Source organism: Phycisphaeraceae bacterium, from assembly GCA_019636655.1.
Lineage (GTDB): Bacteria > Planctomycetota > Phycisphaerae > Phycisphaerales > UBA1924 > JAHBXB01.
Genome location: JAHBXB010000002.1, coordinates 241,547 through 257,302, shown reverse-complemented (window position 1 = coordinate 257,302; position 15,756 = coordinate 241,547). Strand labels below are relative to the sequence as shown.

At 69.5% G+C, this 15,756-nt stretch carries 16 protein-coding genes; 9 read left to right on the top strand and 7 right to left on the bottom strand.

The window, feature by feature from the left end:
* Window positions 1–96: 96 nt before the first annotated feature.
* Both KF745_06530 and KF745_06525 read right to left on the bottom strand, forming a co-directional pair.
* Window positions 97–924, bottom strand: coding sequence for a hypothetical protein (locus tag KF745_06530; protein MBX3358065.1), 828 nt, complete (start codon window positions 922–924; stop codon window positions 97–99).
* A 109-nt stretch (window positions 925–1,033) separates the two neighbouring features.
* Window positions 1,034–1,747, bottom strand: a complete 714-nt coding sequence (locus tag KF745_06525) for a 3D domain-containing protein (protein ID MBX3358064.1) — start codon at window positions 1,745–1,747, stop codon at window positions 1,034–1,036.
* A 334-nt stretch (window positions 1,748–2,081) separates the two neighbouring features.
* On the opposite strand from KF745_06525, the gene KF745_06520 reads away from it, so the two are divergent.
* The 4 genes from KF745_06520 to clcA all read left to right on the top strand — a co-directional run bounded on the left by KF745_06520 (window position 2,082) and on the right by clcA (window position 5,335).
* On the top strand, window positions 2,082–2,387 hold the full coding sequence (locus tag KF745_06520) for a nucleotidyltransferase domain-containing protein (protein ID MBX3358063.1): 306 nt from the start codon (window positions 2,082–2,084) through the stop codon (window positions 2,385–2,387).
* Entirely contained in the window at window positions 2,377–2,781 is a 405-nt protein-coding gene (locus KF745_06515) for a DUF86 domain-containing protein (GenBank protein MBX3358062.1), read from the top strand. Before KF745_06520 ends, KF745_06515 begins: the two co-directional genes overlap by 11 nt.
* A 51-nt stretch (window positions 2,782–2,832) precedes the next feature.
* Window positions 2,833–3,666 carry a sulfite exporter TauE/SafE family protein gene (locus KF745_06510; protein ID MBX3358061.1) on the top strand — a complete coding sequence of 278 codons (834 nt, stop codon included), beginning with the start codon at window positions 2,833–2,835 and terminating at the stop codon, window positions 3,664–3,666.
* Window positions 3,667–3,730: 64 nt separating this feature from the next.
* Entirely contained in the window at window positions 3,731–5,335 is a 1,605-nt protein-coding gene (gene clcA / locus KF745_06505) for a H(+)/Cl(-) exchange transporter ClcA (protein ID MBX3358060.1), read from the top strand.
* Window positions 5,336–5,359: 24 nt separating this feature from the next.
* Here clcA and KF745_06500 read toward each other — a convergent pair whose 3' ends face one another.
* From KF745_06500 to KF745_06490, 3 genes are all read right to left on the bottom strand, one after another.
* On the bottom strand, window positions 5,360–5,530 hold the full coding sequence (locus KF745_06500; GenBank protein ID MBX3358059.1) for a DUF1328 domain-containing protein: 171 nt from the start codon (window positions 5,528–5,530) through the stop codon (window positions 5,360–5,362).
* Window positions 5,531–5,731: 201 nt separating this feature from the next.
* On the bottom strand, window positions 5,732–6,496 hold the full coding sequence (locus KF745_06495; GenBank protein ID MBX3358058.1) for a 1-acyl-sn-glycerol-3-phosphate acyltransferase: 765 nt from the start codon (window positions 6,494–6,496) through the stop codon (window positions 5,732–5,734).
* Window positions 6,497–6,593: 97 nt separating this feature from the next.
* Window positions 6,594–7,082, bottom strand: coding sequence for a hypothetical protein (locus KF745_06490; protein MBX3358057.1), 489 nt, complete (start codon window positions 7,080–7,082; stop codon window positions 6,594–6,596).
* 856 nt (window positions 7,083–7,938) lie between these two features.
* Here KF745_06490 and KF745_06485 point away from each other — a divergent pair.
* Window positions 7,939–8,256, top strand: coding sequence for a hypothetical protein (locus KF745_06485; GenBank protein ID MBX3358056.1), 318 nt, complete (start codon window positions 7,939–7,941; stop codon window positions 8,254–8,256).
* Window positions 8,257–8,924: 668 nt separating this feature from the next.
* Here KF745_06485 and cmk read toward each other — a convergent pair.
* A complete protein-coding gene (cmk, locus tag KF745_06480) occupies window positions 8,925–9,653 on the bottom strand; it encodes a (d)CMP kinase (protein ID MBX3358055.1) in 729 nt (242 codons plus the stop codon).
* A gap of 47 nt (window positions 9,654–9,700) precedes the next feature.
* Window positions 9,701–10,522, bottom strand: a complete 822-nt coding sequence (locus tag KF745_06475; GenBank protein ID MBX3358054.1) for a TIM barrel protein — start codon at window positions 10,520–10,522, stop codon at window positions 9,701–9,703.
* Window positions 10,523–10,705: 183 nt separating this feature from the next.
* Between KF745_06475 and gcvH the strand changes: the two genes are divergently transcribed.
* The 4 genes from gcvH to KF745_06455 all read left to right on the top strand — a co-directional run bounded on the left by gcvH (window position 10,706) and on the right by KF745_06455 (window position 15,725).
* Complete coding sequence (gene gcvH, locus KF745_06470) at window positions 10,706–11,086, top strand: glycine cleavage system protein GcvH (protein MBX3358053.1); 381 nt, start codon at window positions 10,706–10,708, stop codon at window positions 11,084–11,086.
* Window positions 11,087–11,103: 17 nt separating this feature from the next.
* Complete coding sequence (locus KF745_06465; protein MBX3358052.1) at window positions 11,104–11,916, top strand: ABC transporter ATP-binding protein; 813 nt, start codon at window positions 11,104–11,106, stop codon at window positions 11,914–11,916.
* Window positions 11,900–14,440, top strand: a complete 2,541-nt coding sequence (locus KF745_06460; GenBank protein ID MBX3358051.1) for an ABC transporter permease — start codon at window positions 11,900–11,902, stop codon at window positions 14,438–14,440. Before KF745_06465 ends, KF745_06460 begins: the two co-directional genes overlap by 17 nt.
* Window positions 14,441–14,528: 88 nt before the next feature.
* Entirely contained in the window at window positions 14,529–15,725 is a 1,197-nt protein-coding gene (locus tag KF745_06455; protein MBX3358050.1) for a hypothetical protein, read from the top strand.
* Window positions 15,726–15,756 lie beyond the last annotated feature (31 nt).

The window sequence follows — 15,756 nt, the reverse complement described above, 5'->3', positions numbered from 1 at the left end:
AGGTGCGTGCTTCGCGAGGGGCTCGGCGCGTTTCGGCCAGTGTACCTCGTGCGTGGGCGACCGCGTGTTGACGCGGTGGTCGTGATGCGGGCCTGCCTACTCGAAGAGGACCGGAAGTGCGGGCGCGGATTCGCTTTCGGCGACGGCGCTGCGGAGGGGGAGGGGGACGGGTTGGGCGGTGGCATTCTGGATCGCCCAGAGGAGGAGGGGCTGGCCGGCGGGGAGGGAGGTGGACATCGGGGAGACGACGTCGCGAACGGGGCCGCCCTTGGAGAAATCGAACTGGCGGTAGGCCATGCGAGGGCCCGGGACGGGAGCGGGGCCGCTGACCGCGGCGGCACGGGGGCGGTGTGGCTGGGTGTGGGCGAGGTGGTGTTCGACGAGCGTGATGGCGTGGTCGTCGGGCGGGGATCCGTGCCGGCCGCGGAGGAACGCGCAGGGGCATGTGGGGAAGAGGGGGACGCCGGGAGCGGGGAGCATGAGGTCACCGTCGAAGCCGGAGGCGAGGAGGGAGGCGACGAGGTCGGCGGGGTGGTCGGCGATGAGGCGGTCGGATGCGACGAGCCATTCGAGGCCGCGCTCTTTCGCGGCGGCGCGGGCGGCGCGGGCGTCGGAGATGATGGACTCGATCTCGGGGTGGAGGGGTTCGCCGCGCCACAGGGCGTGGAGGTCGGAGGTGTGGCGGGCGATGAGGAGGTCGGCGGTGTCGAGGGCGAGGGCCCGCTGGTCGGGGCCGCCGGCGAGGCGATCGAGGTCGGCGAGGGCGTGGGTGAGGGATTGGAGGGCGATGATGGGCGCGACGGCGGCGCGCCAGCGGTCACCCTCGGCGTTGCGCGGGAGGGCGAGGGAGGACTGAGCGAACTGGGTCCACTGGGCGAGGAGTGCGGGCCAGGTGAGGTCGGCGGCGGCGGCGGGGTCGCTCATGCGCGACTCTATGAGGGGCGAAAGGGCGGAGGGCAAGCGGGCGCCGCGCTGTTTCCAGCGCGGGCCCAAACTCCTCTACGGGGAAGGTACACGATGGATGGCGGCCGCGTTACTTGGAATCACGGATTTTGCGCCAGTCGTCCGGGGGTTGGCCGTCGGCGTATTCCCACTCGGTGACGCGGAGTTTCTTGACGCCCCAGCGGCGGGCTTCTTCGTTGGTCCGCATGAGCAGGTCGATGCGGTGGCCCTTGATCTTGCCGCCGCGATCGAGGACGGGGACGACGCGGTCGTTGTCGTAGCCGGGGACGGAGACCATGGAGCCGAGGGGGAGGATGCGGGAGTCCGCGGCGACGAGGTTGCCGGCGTTGGTCTCGACGCTGTGGAGGGAGGCGGTGATGCCGTCGGCGAAGGGGCCGCAGGAGATCTCGTCGGGGGTGTAGGCGGTGACGGTCATGGTGTAGGTGCGCGCGGGGCGGAGGGGGCGGCCGTTGAACCAGCGCGTGTCGGGCGGGAGGGAGGATGCGTCGGTGGAGTCGGCGGCAGCCGGGTCGGGGTCGGCGGGAGCGGAGGCGAGGGGGTCGACGATCGGGTCGGCCGGGATGGCGGGGTTTGAGGGCGTGAGGCTGGGGGGCGGGGGATCGATGGCGACGAGGGCGGCGATCCGGGAGGTGGACCGGAGCTGCTTGGCGACGACGGCGGAGTAGGCGACGAGGACGGCCATGGCACCGAAGACGATCCCCTGGAGGATCGCGAGGCGGTTCTCGCGCAGCCTTGCGGCGCGGACGAACGCGGGTGCGGCGGTGGCCTGGTCGACGGTCTTCACTTATCGCTCCGACAGAAGGACGTGGGGTCCGGGCGCGGTCCCTGAGGGTCAGGGCATGGCGGGCAGGTCTGAGGGCAAACGCATGGGTCCCTGTCCTGGGACGGCTCCGGCCGCGGTCCTGCGGCTGAGGAAGCCTATCCCAATCCCGCGAGAAGATGTACGAATGAGGGGATGAAGAGTGCGTCGGAGATTGGGATGTGAGGGATAAGCGGGGGTTGCGGGGAGGGGTCCGGGAATGTGGGGTCGTCCGGGGCGATCCCCGGGATGGGGCAGCGGGAATGGGGGGGGCTGGAGGGCCGGAGGCTGGCGGCGTTGGCCTGTAGAATGGCTGGCTGTGCTGCGGTTTCATGACATTTCGTTTGACCTGGCGGGCATTGCTGCCGCGTGCCAGCGCGCCGGGGTTGTGCGGCTCTACCTGTTCGGGTCGATCCTGACCGATCGATTTCGGGACGACAGCGATATCGACATGCTGGTCGAGACGGATCCCAAGCGGCCGGTCGGACTGCTGGCGCTCGGGGGTCTTCAGATGGACCTGTCCGATCTTCTCGGGCGGCGTGTTCACTTGACCCTGCTTGGAGGTGTGCCGGCGTCGGAACGGGCGGCGGTGCTCGCTGGGGCGAGGAGGCTTGATGCAGCGTGACCCGTCAGCGCCGGGAGGCGGGGGAGCGGCATCCCGAGAGGACCGCAAGCGTGTCGAGCACATGCTGAGGTGCTCGCGGGATGCACGGACGGTCGTGGGTGGGGATGATGCGGCCACACTGGCGGCGGACATGGTTCGATCGAGGGCGCTGGTCAACTGCTTTACCGAGATCGGCGAGGCGGCGGCGCGGCTGACATCGGAGGGGCGAGAACGGGTCGGTCCGATTCCGTGGCGGCAGATCGTCGGCATGAGGAACATCGTCGTTCATGTCTACTGGGGCATTGACCATGCCGAACTCGTGAAGACCGTGAGGGATGACCTGCCGGCGCTCATCACGGCGTTGGAGGCGGCGCTTGGGGCGTGGCCACGCACGGGCGATGGTCGACAGGTTTGACGACTGTGCCGATGCCAAGCGGCGCGGCGGGGTTGCGGGTACAAGTGGTGGATGAGAGGAGTCGTGGTGCTGGCAAGTGGTTGGGCGGCGGGGTTGTCGGCGGGTGGGGTGCTGGGGGTCATCGGGCTGGGGGCGGTGGCGGGGGTGATGGGTGGGCTGGCGGGGGTTGGTGGGTCGATGGTGATTCTGCCGGGGCTGCACGCGGCGATGGGGAGCGAGCCGCAGAGCGTGCACCATCTGTACATGGCGGCGGCGATGACGGTGAACGCGGTGTATGGGCTGGCCGCGATGCTGCGGCACCGCGCGGCCGGGGCGGTGCGGGGCGATCTGCTGCCGGGGCTGATGGGGTCGGCGCTGGTGGCGGTGGTGGCGGGCGTTGCGGTCTCGAACGGGTTTGATGGGAACGGGCTGCGGTATCTGCTCGCGGTGTTCATCGCGGGGTACTGCGTGTGGAACACGTGGCAGGTGGTGATGGGCCGGGCGGAGCGCGTGCGGGCGGGGCGCGGGCCGCGGGCGTGGCGGCTGGTCGGAACGGGGCTCGTGATGGGGTTCGTGTCGGGGCTGCTGGGGCTTGGCGGCGGGGTGTTGCTGGTGCCGATGCTGCAGGCGGTGTGCGGGCTGCGGGTGCGGGAGGCGGTGGCGACGAGTTCGGCGGTGGTGCTCGGGGTGTCGGTGCTCGGGGCGGGCGCGAAACTGGCGACGCTGCCGGCGCACGGGCACTCGGCGGTGACGGCGCTGGTGCTCGCGGGGCTGATGGCGCCGACGGCGGTGATCGGGGCGAGGATCGGCGCGGGGCTGACGCACTCGCTGCCGCTGGGCGCGGTGCGCGTGGCGATCACGGTGCTGCTGGCGGGCGCGGCGGGGAAGCTGGCGGGAGTGTGGTGAGGGGAGTTGATACGGGCGAAAGGGCGAGGGAGGCGTGCGGCGGCGCTATCCTCTGTACACAACCATGACGGGCACACGGCACGAGAAACCGGAGGTCGCCGAGGGCGCGGCGGATTCGGCTGAGTTTGGTCCATCGCCGCGGGCGCGGTCGAGCCGGAAGGCGCACTTCCTCAGGGCCGGTGTGGTGGGGCTGCTGTCCGGGGCGATCGCGCTGGCGTTCAAGATCGCGGTGACGGGGGCGGAGCATGGGCGCAGCGCGCTGCTCGCGGTTCTGCATGATCATCCTGCGTGGGGATGGGCGGTGTTGCCGGTGGTGGGGCTGGTGGTGGGGAGCCTCGTTGGGTGGATTACGCAGCGGTTTGCGCCCTCGGCGGCGGGGAGCGGGATTCCGCACCTCAAGGGTGTGCTGCTGCACACGGCGACGCTGGATTGGCGGCGGATCCTGCCGGTGAAGTTCATCGGTGGGGCGCTGGGGATCGGGGCGGGACTGTCGCTGGGTCGCGAGGGGCCGACGGTGCACATGGGTGCGGCGGTGGCGCAGGTGGTGTCGCGGGTGCTGCGGGTGCCCGCGGCGGATGTGCCGCAGTTGCTGTCGGCGGGTGCGGGTGCGGGGCTGGCGGCGGCGTTCAATGCGCCGCTGGCGGGGCTGGTGTTCGTGATCGAGGAACTGCACCGGGAGTTGTCGTCGAGAACTGCGGCGGGCGGGCTGGTGGCGGCGGTGTGCGCGACGCTGGTGGCGCACTCGCTCTCGGGGGATGTGCCGTCATTCGAGGTGACGGGGCTACAGCCGATCCCGGTGTCGCTGCTGCCGTGGGTGGTGGTGCTGGGGTTGGTGGCGGGGGTGGGCGGGGTGGCGTTCAACAAGGCGCTGCTGGGGGCGACGGCGTTCTCGTACAAGGTGAAGAAGGTGCCGCGGTGGGCGCTGCCGGGGGTGGTGTGCGCAGCCGCGGGGCTGATCGGGTGGTGGATGCCGCTGGTGCCGGGGGGTGGGCATGCGCTGGCGGAGTCGATCCTGACCGGGAAGCTGCAACTGGGGATCTGGGCGCTGGTGGTGCTGCTGGGGATGAAGTTCCTGCTGACGGCGGCGAGCTACGGATCGGGTCCGCCGGGCGGCATCTTTGCGCCGATGCTGGTGCTTGGGACGCTGCTGGGAGGGGTGTTCGCGGAGATCCTGCCGCGGGTGTCGCCGGCGCTTGCGGGGCACAGCGCGGCGCTTTCGGTGCTGTGCATGGGAGCGTTCTTCGTGTCGTCGGTGCGGGCGCCGATGACGGGGATCGTGCTGATCAGCGAGATGACTGGGGGCTACACGCTGCTGTTCCCGCTGTGCCTGGTGGCGATCGTGGCGTACCTGACGGCGGAGGCGCTGCGGGACAGGCCGGTGTACGAGGCGCTGATGGAGCAGGACATGGAGCGGCGGGGGAAGGCGGCGACGGTGGAGGCGCGGTCGGTGTACATCGGCGTGCAGTCGGGCTCGCCGGTGGCGGAGAAGAGGATCGCGCAGGCGGGGTTTCCGCGCGGGTGCCTGGTGGTGGGAGTGGAGCGGGCCGGGCGGTGGCTGCACCCGGCGGCGGATCTCGAGGTGCTGCCGGGGGATCACATCACGGTGATGGTGCCGGCGGGGAACGCGGATGCGATGACGGAGTTGGCGCGGCTGTGCACGGGGCTGTAGCACGCCGGCTCGCCGCGCTGCGTGCTACTTCGGGACCCGCCGGACGAAGCCGAAGATCAGCGAAATGAGGAAGAGGATGATGAAGACCACGAAAAGGATCTTGGCGATGCCGACCGCGCCGGCGGCGATGCCGCCGAATCCGAAGACGGCGGCGATGATGGCGATGATGAAGAAGACGGCGGCCCAGTAGAGCATTGGCGGCTCCTTTCTGAAGTAGCGGCGTCGAGGCGCGGCTTACGGTGAGGGCGGCCGTGCCTCTGCCTATTCAAAGGCCAACTTGCCGGAGTGGTGGGTTGTTCCGGGACTTTGGAGATTGACGACACGCCGGAATGGGATGGATCTGACGTGATCCGGTGTGGCACGCGAGACGGAGCGTGCGGTGGTGGAGGTTGTTGCTCAGCGCGCGACGGGCGCAGGCCGCGTGATGGTCGGGGTGGCGGTGGACGCCGGTGAATCGCCCGGGCCACGCGCGGGGTAGCGGTCGCCGGATTCGGCGCGGAGCCGTTCGCGGGCGGCGAGGCGGAGCGAGTCGATGGTGGTGCGGAGGAAGTCGAGTCCCTCATCGGGCTTCATCGCGGCGAGTTGGGTGTGCGGGATCACCGGTCCGACGCGGATGGCGATGCGCCTGCCGAAGAGGTGGGGGCTCTTACGGGTACGGGGCCAGGCGTCGAAGGCGCCCTCGATCGCGACAGGGAGGACATCGCACTTGGCGCGGGAAAGCAGGAGCCAGATGCCGCGTTTGAACGAGGCGATGGAGCCGTCGTTGCAGCGGCTGCCCTCGGGAAAGACGAGGAGGGCGCTGCCGGCTTTGAGCGCGTCGATGCTGGTGCGCATCGCGCCGGTGTCGCCGTGGGTTTCGGAGAGGGGGATTGAACCGAGCGTGCGGATCAACCAGCCGAAGAGCCTGTTGGAGAAGAGCCCCTCGCGGGCGAGGAAGTTGAGCAGGCGGCGACGGAAGGCCATGCCGATGGCGGGGGGATCGAAATGGGACTGGTGGTTGGCGACGACAAGGAGGGGGCCGGAATCGGGGATGTGCTCGGCGCCGTCGATGCGGAGGCGGTAAAGGAGTGAGAGGATGGTGAGGCAGAGACGCCAGCAGAAATCGTAGACCAGACGCTGGAGAATCGTCCGGGTTGCGTGTGCTGGAGCGGTCTTGAGCATGAGCAGGAATGTAGCCGCGGGCGAGGTGGGGGGGTGGGGTTGATCGGCACTGATCGCGGCGTCGAACATTGCTAGGGAGGTGATCCCCGGGGCGAGGCTACCTGATCAGGTACCACATGGAGAAGATGACCAGCGCCAGCATCAGGACATGGATGGCCCAGACCGCCGCGGCGAACGCAGTTTGACGGCGGGCGGCCCAGGACATGAATCGGTGCCGGTGCCGGTACATCAGCCAGACCGAGCCGGCGCTGAGGAACCCGAAGGCATCGGCAGCCACGATCGGCCAGGGCGGGCCGGGGAAGTTCTGAAGCGTGGCCACGGCGATCGGGATCATGACGAAGACCGCGGTGACGCCGGAGAAGCACCCGGGAGCCATGGCGAGCACCAGCCACCCGAAGTGGGCCCGGGGCGAGCCGATCGTCAGCACCAGCGGCTCTCCGCACTCCGGGCACATGGCGGTCCTGATATCGCGAAGGTCGTAGGCGCAGCGCGGGCAGGGGGCCGATCGGCCGCTTAGGAACGCGAGCACCTCGGCTTCCGAGTCGTGCGGTGAGCGCGGGGTAGTCGGATCGGTCTCAACGTCCATGGACGGGGTCCGGTGTGATGGCGGTTGGGTGGTTGATTGTTGGCCGTGTGCGGAGGCTTATGGGGTGATGGGAGCGTGAGTTGGAGCGGCAGGTTGCGCGGCGGGGGAAGGGAGTGTGCGTCTGGCATTGAGGGCTGGAGAGAGGTCGTAGCGGAGGAGTTCGGATCCATAGGGAGGAGCAACTCCTGACTGACATATTGCGCCCAGCCAGCGTCCGCCAGAGGAGAGAGAGATCCTTGGATTGTAAAGGCCGGAAGGGATTGGCATGTGCGCGAGCCAGAGGCTGCGGTGCACGTCACGGAGTCGGACAGACGCCAAGCGCCCGACCGCTAGAAGTGACCCATCGGTGCTGAGGGTGAGAGGGCAGGTCGCATGATCGGCGCCAATCCCAAACCGGCTCACCTCGCCGCCGGTCTCGGTGCTCATGGTCAGAACGAGGCGGTGGTCCACTACCAGGAGCAGTTGTCGGCCATCGGGCGTCAGCGCGGGCATTGCGAGCGGGTCGATGTTCGGCGTGATCGGAAGCAGTCGATCGGGGTCTCCTGGCTGGTGCAAGCGAACCTGGTATCGGCCGGTAACGAATGCCTCGGAAAAGGTTGGGACAGAGACAAATCGAGTTGTCGGTGTCCCACTGTGGACCAGGAAGCGGCGCGATCCCGCAGGTATGCTGGTTCTGGAATGGGCGACAGTGCGTAGTGCTTCGCTGACTCTTCCTGATGGCAGGTGCCATGCGAAGACCACGGACTCGCATGTGGAGTCGCACACCCGCTCGACATACGCGGTGGTTCCATCGGCGGAGAATCCAATGATCACGGGGCGCTGGAGATGATCGTCCATTCCCCACCAAGGCGTGGCGATGGAGCCGATCGCTCGTCCGGTCCGAACGCTGATGCGGGTGATCTCGTTGAGTCCGGGTCCATCCAAGAAGAGCGAGGCACCGTCGGGCGAGATCGACATGTTTCGGAATGTCCTGCAGGACCGCTCGGTGATCGTGCGAGTTACTTGGCCGTTTGCGAGGTCTACTTCGGCCACGATGTCGCCATCTCGTGACCAGTTGGAGAGCCAACCGATTTCGTGGTTCGCTGCGTACGCGGCGAGACTGTGGCCGGGCCAGGTCAGCCATGACGAGGCGGCGTTCACCCTTGGCACACGGGCAATCCACAGCGTGGTATAACTTCCGACAATCGCGACTGCGAGCACGACGGGGATCGCGAGGCGGCGGAGTGTGCTGCGGCCGATGACCGGAGCGGGGCGATGCAGGCTGTGCCCGCACTCGGGGCACACGACGCCCGGAGCGCCGATCGGGCGCGGACGACGGCGGTTCTTGTCGAGAACCACCTGCGGGGTGACGTCGTAGCCGCACCGGCGGCAACACGGCGCGCCGCGGCGCTGCGGCGATCGCCGGACACGAGAGAACCGCCAGAATGCAAGAAGGAAGATAAGACCGGAGAGTGTGCCGCCGATTTCGGGCCAGTAGCCGACGAGCACCCTCCAGACATCGATTACGGTGTCCGCTTGATGGACGTACGCAACGGATTCATCCGGAGAGAAGCAGACCGAACTTGCCGGGAGCCTTATCTGGAATGTGGGATCGAGATTCAGGGGCAGCGATTCTGCGGGAGTGCCGGAGGCAGGCTGCTGAGGGGGCGGTGGGGTGGCAGTTGCCGCGGTGCCGGCGACGAGGCAGAGCCCCGCGATGAGTGCGGCCGCTCGAGGTCGATCCGGGTAAGCAGAGCTGTGCAGCACGGCGAGAGGATGTCTGGGCATGCGTCTCCGCCTGATGTCACAGGTTTTCCGCACGGCCCACAATGACCGACGCCGGGCCAGCTGAATCGCGGGCGTTCAGTGGTGGGAGCCTGCGGACGCCGTGCCGGTGCGTGCGTGGACCAGGAGTTCGAGGCGGTCGAGGACCTGGTCGAACGTGAGGTTCGAGGTATCGACGAGCACGGCGTCGGTGGCGGGGACCATGGGGTTGTCGATGCGGGACTTGTCGCGCAGGTCGCGGTCCTGGATGTCGCGGAAGACGGCGCCCTCATCGACGGTGCGGCCGGCGGCGCGGAGTTCCTCGGCACGACGGCGGGCACGGACCTGGACCGAGGCTTCGAGGAAGAACTTCACCTCGGCATCGGGGAAGACGAAGCGGCCCTGGTCGCGGCCCTCGGTGAGGAGCAGCGGGTGGGCCGCGGCGATCTGGAGTTGCTCCTGCACCATGAAGTGGCGCAGGGCGGGGATGGTGGAGACGGGGGAGACGACGGCGGTCACATCTTTGTCGCGGATGCGGCCCATGATGGGGCGGCCGAAGGCGTGGAGGGCGGGCGGATCGGCCTGCCAGTCGAAGTGGAGATCGGCGCGGGCGACGGCTTCGACCAGGGCGGCATCGCGGATGCGGACGGGGCCCTCGCCCTCGCGGGTGACGATGCCCTCATCGAGCCCGATGGCCGCGGCGGCGCGGTACATGGCGCCGGTGTCGAGGAACTTGAGGCCGAGGCGGCGTGCGAGGGCGCGGCCGACGGAGGTCTTGCCGGTCCCGGCGGGCCCGTCAATGGTGACAATGAGGCGGGTCGGGCGCACAGGTTCTCCCGTGGGAGTCGAGCGATCGGTAAGGGTCGCCGATGCGGTCATTCGTCGGGCAACTCCAGGGTGGCGCCGCCGATGGCGGCGTCGAGGGTGTCCCGGGCGTGCGCGATCGCTGCGGCGGGGTCGCCCTCGCCGCGGAAGTCAATAGCCAGTGTACCCGTGTAGCCGACGGATGCCACCGTCTGGGTATAGGCCATGAGATCGTAGGGGGCGTGGGTGACCTCACCCTTCTTGGAGGTGAAGGAGACGCACGACGCGGAGACGGCCGCGGCGTAGGGGGTGAGGCGCCGGAGGTAGGAGATCGGGTCCGGGGCGAGGGAGGCGGTCTGGAAATCGGGGAAGGTGCCGATGCGGAAGCCGCCGACCTTCTTGATCAGCTCGGTGAGGCGGTCGGGGTTCTCGGTGAGGCCCTTGTGGGGGGCGAGCAGGAGGTTGATCTCGAGCTTGTCGCAGGCGCGAAGGGCGACCTTCAGGGCGTCGGCGGCGACGGAGAGGCAGTCGTCGGTGTCGTCTGCGGCGACGGAGACCGCGGCGGCGTTGCAGCCGAGGCGGTTCGCGGCGCGGGCGACGCGGATCATGCGCTCGACCGCGGCGTCGGCGCGGTCGTCAGCGAAGCCGAAGGGCTGCGGATCGGTCTCGATGAGGACGAGGCAGGGGCAGGAGGCCTTGTCGGCGGCGTCGCGGAGTTGATCGAGCTGCGAGAGATCCATGCCGACGAGCAGGTCGGTGGAGAGGTTGAGGCCGAAGAGGCCCAGTTGCTCGCGCGTGAACCGGGGGAGGTCGGTGAGCTTGAGGGACTTGGCCCCCGCGCGGTCTTTGCGGAGCATGGCACGGAACGAACTGGCCGCGAGAGTGAGGAGCATGGGCGGGGCACTGTACCGTGTGGCGCGGGCCGGTGCCAATGCGGGTCGATCTGGAGGTCTGGAGGGGGTCTGGTCGCGGCCTAGAGTCTTGGCTCAGGGGCGTCCGGCACCGGATCGAGGGTGCCGCGGCGACCCGAACGGGTGCGGCCCGCGAGCCGCGATACTGGATAAGGAACGGAGCGCATGGCAACGCCGACCGATCGGGTGTATTCCGAGTCTCACGAGTGGCACAAGGTCGAGGGCGACACGCTGACGCTGGGGCTGACCCAGTTCGCGGTCGACCAGCTGACGGATGTGACGTATGTGCAGATGAAGCCCAAGGGGACGAAGTTCAAGGCAGGGGAGTCAGTGGGTGAGGTCGAGTCGGTGAAGACGACCAGTGACATCTACTGCGCGGCGGGGGGCGAGGTGATCGAGGTGAACGCGGCGCTCACGGACGACCCGTCGCTGGTGAACAGCGATCCGTACGGGAAGGGGTGGCTGGTCAAGGTGAGGGTGGCCGACGGCAGCGGGCTGTCGTCGCTGATGGATTCCGGCGCGTACGGAAAGAAGTACGGCGGGTGACCCGGGGCGCTCAACCCATGGCGAGTGGTCCGAGTCAGACTGCCGAGGTGCAGCGCCGCGCGGCGGACGGGGTGGTCCAGCGCGCATCGGCGCCGGTGGTGCGATGCGAAGGGGTGACCAAGTCGTACCAGCTCGGGGAGCGCCGGGTCGAGGCGCTGCGGGGTGTGGACCTGGAGATCAGCGGGGCCGGGTTCTTCGGGATCATGGGGGCGAGCGGGAGCGGCAAGAGCACGCTCATGCACCTGATCGGCGCGCTGGACACGCCGGACACCGGGGAGGTGTACGTCGGGGGGCAGGGGCTGCGGGGGATGGGGGAGCGGGAGTTGACGGCGTTTCGCCAGCGGAAGATCGGGATCGTGTTCCAGCAGTTCAACCTGCTGCCGACGCTGTCGGCCCGGGAGAACGTGGAGCTTCCCGGGGTGCTCGCGGGTGAGGACGACCGGAACCTGGCGGCTCGCAGCGAGGAGCTGATGAGGGCCCTGGGCGTGCTGGAGCGGGCGCACCACCGGCCCGATGCGCTCAGCGGCGGGGAGCAGCAGCGGGTGGCGATCGCGAGGAGTCTGCTGTTTTCGCCGCCGGTGCTGCTGGCGGATGAGCCGACGGGGAACCTGGACTCGGTGAGCGCGGAGCGGCTGTGGAGGCTGCTGGGGGAGGTGGCCCAGGACAACGCGATGACGGTGGTGATGGTGACGCACGAGCCGGCGGCGGCGGCGCACTGCGGGCGGGTGTTCGTGCTGAGGGACGGGATGGTGGAGGGGACGATCGAAACGGAGGGCCTTGATGCGGCCGGCGTGGCGACTCGCTATCAGAGCCTTGTCAGCGCGTCGTAGCCGCACGGCCCTGCTGGCCGCGGCGGTGGCGCTCTCGGCGGGGCTGATCGCGGCGGTGGCGTGCGCGATGACGTCGGTGCAGCGCGGAGTGAAGTCGCGGGTGGAGGAAGCGGTCGGCGTCGCGGATGTGCGGGTGGAGGATGTTGGGCGCAAGAGCTTTGACGCCGCGGTGCTGAAGCAGGTGGGGGGGTGGCCGGAGGTGGCGGTCGTCGCCGGGCGGGGCAAGGAGGCGGTGGCGCTCAAGAAGGCGGTCGGGGGCGGAGAGGCGATCCCGTACGAGACATGGGGCGTGATCCCGGAGTTGGAGTACCGGATCCGTCCGCCGCGGCTGGAGACGGGCCGTGGCGTGCAGGGCGAGGGCGAGATCGTGATCGACTCGCTGCTGGCGAAGGAGCTCGGCGCCGCGCTGGGGGACACCCTGGCGGTGGAGAAGTTCGGCGATCCGGTGACGCTCAAGGTGGTCGGCATTTCGAAGCCTCCGGCGTTCGCGTCCTGGCTGAGGCCGGAGGCGTATGTCTCGCTGGACCAGTTGGGAGCGATCGTGGGGAAGCGGGGTCGGGTGCGGGAGGTGGACATCCTGGTCAAGCCCGGCGTGGACCCGGAGCGGGTGGCGGAGGCCCACGCGGGGGAGCTCAGCCGCGGGCTGGTGCTGCGGGTGTCGAGCAAGGTGACGAGCGGGCTGGACAAGAACGTTGAATCGAGCCGGATCGGGATGATCATCGCGAGTGTGATGAGCTTCCTGTCGGCGGCGTTCATCATCATGACGGGGCTGACGACGAACGTGACGGAGAAGCAGCGGGAGTTGGCGGTGGTGCGGTGCATCGGGGGGACGAAGTGGCAGCTGGCGGAGTCGCAGATCGCGGTGGGGGTGATCGTCGGGCTTCTCGGCGCGATCATCGGGGTGCCGCTGGGGGTCGTGGGGGCGGCGGTGCTGGTGGCGGTGTTCCCGGAGCAGTTGCCGAGCGGGTTCGAGATGTCGTGGTTCGGGGCGGGGCTGGCGGTGGTGGGGAGCGTGGCGGCGGGGGTGGCCGGGGCGGCGTGGCCGGCGTGGCGTGCCAGCCGATCGAGCCCGATCGAGGCGCTGCAGTCGCGGGCGCGGGTGGCGCGGGTGAGCGGGATCGTGCTGACGGCGGTGGCGGGCGCGTGCCTCGCCACGGTGCAGATTCTGGTCCTGAGCGTGCCGCGGGATGCGCAGGCGATCTTCTGGGGCGACGTGACGCTGGGGATGCCCGCGATGGTCACCGGGTATTTCCTGCTGGCGGTGCCGGTGGGGTGCGTGGTGACCCTGGCGCTGGGCGGGGTGATCGGCCGCGTGATGCGGATCCCGCGGGGCGTGCTGACGCGGACGGTGCTGGCGACACCGTACCGGCACGGGTTTACGGCGGGGGCGATGATGGTGGGGCTGGCGCTGCTGATCGCGATCTGGACGAACGGGCGGGCGGTGATGCGGGACTGGCTGGACGCGTTCAAGTTTCCTGACGCGTTCGTCGTGGGGGAGAACCTGAGCGAGGAGACGGAGCGGAAGATCGACGAGTTGCCGGGCGTGATCGGGACGTGCGCGATCACGACACAGCCGGTGAAGACGGACGCGTTCGGGGTGCGGGCGCTGAGCCCGCCGAGCACGACGTTCGTCGCGTTCGAGCCGGGTCCGTTCTTCGAGATGACGCGGCTGGAGTGGATGCAGCCCAAGGATGCGGCGGGGCAGGAGCGGGCGGTCTCGAGGCTGAAGGAGGGAGGGGCGGTGCTCGTCGCGCGGGAGTTCCTCGTGACCCGGGGCCTGGGCGTGGGGGACCGGATCACGCTCAAGCACGAGGAGCAGCCGTACGAGTTCGAGATCGTGGGGGTGGTGAGCAGCCCCGGGCTGGACATCGTGGGGCAGTTCTTCAAGGTGGGAGAGAGCTACCTCGACAACGCGGTGAACGCGGTGTTCGGCAGCCGCGGGGACCTGAAGAGGCTGTTCGGGAACGACGGGATCACGCTGATCCAGATCGCGATCGATCCCAAGGTGGACGATGCGGAGGTGATGGAGAAGGTGAGGCGGCTGGTGGGTGTGGGCGTGTTGTCGGCGGGGAGCGGGAGGGAGATCAAGGCGGAGATCTCGAAGGTGCTCAGCGGGTCGATGGCGGTGATGTCGACGGTGGCGATCGGGGCGATGCTGGTGTCGTGCTTCGGTGTCGCGAACCTGATTGTGGCAGGGATCCAGGCGAGACAGTTCGAGTTCGGCGTGCTGCGGGCCATCGGGGCGCAGCGCGGGCAGGTGGCGCGGCTGGTGATGGGCGAGGCGGTGATCATCGCGATCACAGCGTGCCTGCTGGGGACGGTGATGGGCACCCAGGGCGCGTGGGCGGGGCAGCGGATGTACCAGGTGCTGCTTGGGCTGGTGCTGAGCCTGCGGCTGCCGGTCGGGGCGGTGGCGTTCGGGTGGGTGGTGCTGGTGGCGATCACGCTGGGGGCGGCGCTGCCGGCGGTGGTGAGGCTGTCGATGAGACCGCCGCGGGAGTTGCTTGGGGCGATGAAGGGGTAGGCGAGGCGGAAGCGACATGATGCACGTGTGATGGCGTGATCGCGCCGACTGGCTTTACGCGGCTGGTGGTGGCGGCGATGATGGTGTGATGGGCGAGGTGATGACGGGAGCATCCGGCGGATCGGTTGTCGTGGATGACCGCGGGGACTCCGTGCGGGCGATTGCACTCGGGGATCTCGCGCGTGCCGGAGATGATGCGGATGCAGCGAGGCGGTCGCTGGCGCGGCACCTCAAGGACGCCGTGAGGGCCGAATCGCGTCGGCGGACGCCGGGGCGCATCGCGATGGTCGTGGTGCTGGTGCTGGTGCTGCTGGCGGTGAACGGATTTGTGGTGGCGCGGATCCGCGGCGCCGGCGTGCTGCCGACACTCACGTTCTGGGGCGGGATCGTGGTGATCATCGTCCTGGTGCGGATCGTGGCGCGCCGCAAGGTGGTCCGGGAGCTCTCCTCGACGGCGGTGGCGGAGGGGTTCTGCGGATCATGCGGGTACACGCTGGCGGACTTGACGACGGCGGCGGACGGGTGCGTGCAGTGCCCCGAGTGCGGCGCGGCGTGGAAGGCGGCGAGGGTGACGCGGCCGCACTGGGTGCACCGGGGAGCCACGCGGGCGTGGGAGCCGGCGTGGTGGCGGAGGTTCATCTTCGGGGTCGCGAGTGCGCGCGACCGCTTGAGCCCCGACGACCGCGGGCGGTTTGTGGCGGTGGTGGATTCGCGGCTGCGGGCTGTGCCGCCGACGAGGAGGGCTGAGATCGGCGCGGGGGAGGTGCAGCGGCTGAGCGGGAGGTTGAGGGGGATCGGGCGGTTGTGGCGGATCCTGGTGTCCTTCATTCCCTTTGGGCTGGCGGCGTGGGCGGCGTACGGCGCCGTGGCGGTGATGCACCTGGGGGAGGCGGTGGGCGCTTGGGTGTTGGCGGTGATTGCGCTGGTCCTTGCGGGTGTTGGGGTTCTCTTTGTTCGGGGGCACGGGTTCTACTCGCTGCCGCGGGCGGCGCGTGCCATGGTGGAGGAGGGACTGTGCGGGTCGTGCGCGGGATCGCTTGTGGGGCTCGCGGCCGATGGGGATGGGTTCGTGGTGTGTCCGAGTTGCGGGGGGGCCTGGAAGGGAGGCAGCACGTGGGTTGGTGGAGCGGCCGGGGTGGGCGGTAAGGGGACGCGGGCTGAGGCGGATGGCCAAGGGGCTTCGCCGCGGGGGGGAGTTGCAGATGCAATCGACCAGAGCGGACGCCCGGCCGAGGGAGAACAGGGTCGAGCCGCGGCCGGCGGGAGCGAGGAACGCGGCGGATGATGTAGAGTGGGGGGGGCGGGGCGGAGAAGGA

What these genes read in the sequence shown, in the direction of transcription:
- KF745_06530 (MBX3358065.1), bottom strand. Translation starts at nt 924, where the DNA reads ATGAGCGACCCCGCCGCCGCCGCCGACCTCACCTGGCCCGCACTCCTC.
- KF745_06515 (MBX3358062.1), top strand. Translation starts at nt 2,377, where the DNA reads ATGCAGCGTGACCCGTCAGCGCCGGGAGGCGGGGGAGCGGCATCCCGA.
- KF745_06510 (MBX3358061.1), top strand. Translation starts at nt 2,833, where the DNA reads ATGAGAGGAGTCGTGGTGCTGGCAAGTGGTTGGGCGGCGGGGTTGTCG.
- clcA (MBX3358060.1), top strand. Translation starts at nt 3,731, where the DNA reads ATGACGGGCACACGGCACGAGAAACCGGAGGTCGCCGAGGGCGCGGCG.
- KF745_06500 (MBX3358059.1), bottom strand. Translation starts at nt 5,530, where the DNA reads ATGCTCTACTGGGCCGCCGTCTTCTTCATCATCGCCATCATCGCCGCC.
- KF745_06495 (MBX3358058.1), bottom strand. Translation starts at nt 6,496, where the DNA reads ATGCTCAAGACCGCTCCAGCACACGCAACCCGGACGATTCTCCAGCGT.
- KF745_06490 (MBX3358057.1), bottom strand. Translation starts at nt 7,082, where the DNA reads ATGGACGTTGAGACCGATCCGACTACCCCGCGCTCACCGCACGACTCG.
- KF745_06485 (MBX3358056.1), top strand. Translation starts at nt 7,939, where the DNA reads ATGGAGCCGATCGCTCGTCCGGTCCGAACGCTGATGCGGGTGATCTCG.
- KF745_06475 (MBX3358054.1), bottom strand. Translation starts at nt 10,522, where the DNA reads ATGCTCCTCACTCTCGCGGCCAGTTCGTTCCGTGCCATGCTCCGCAAA.
- gcvH (MBX3358053.1), top strand. Translation starts at nt 10,706, where the DNA reads ATGGCAACGCCGACCGATCGGGTGTATTCCGAGTCTCACGAGTGGCAC.
- KF745_06465 (MBX3358052.1), top strand. Translation starts at nt 11,104, where the DNA reads ATGGCGAGTGGTCCGAGTCAGACTGCCGAGGTGCAGCGCCGCGCGGCG.
- KF745_06455 (MBX3358050.1), top strand. Translation starts at nt 14,529, where the DNA reads ATGGGCGAGGTGATGACGGGAGCATCCGGCGGATCGGTTGTCGTGGAT.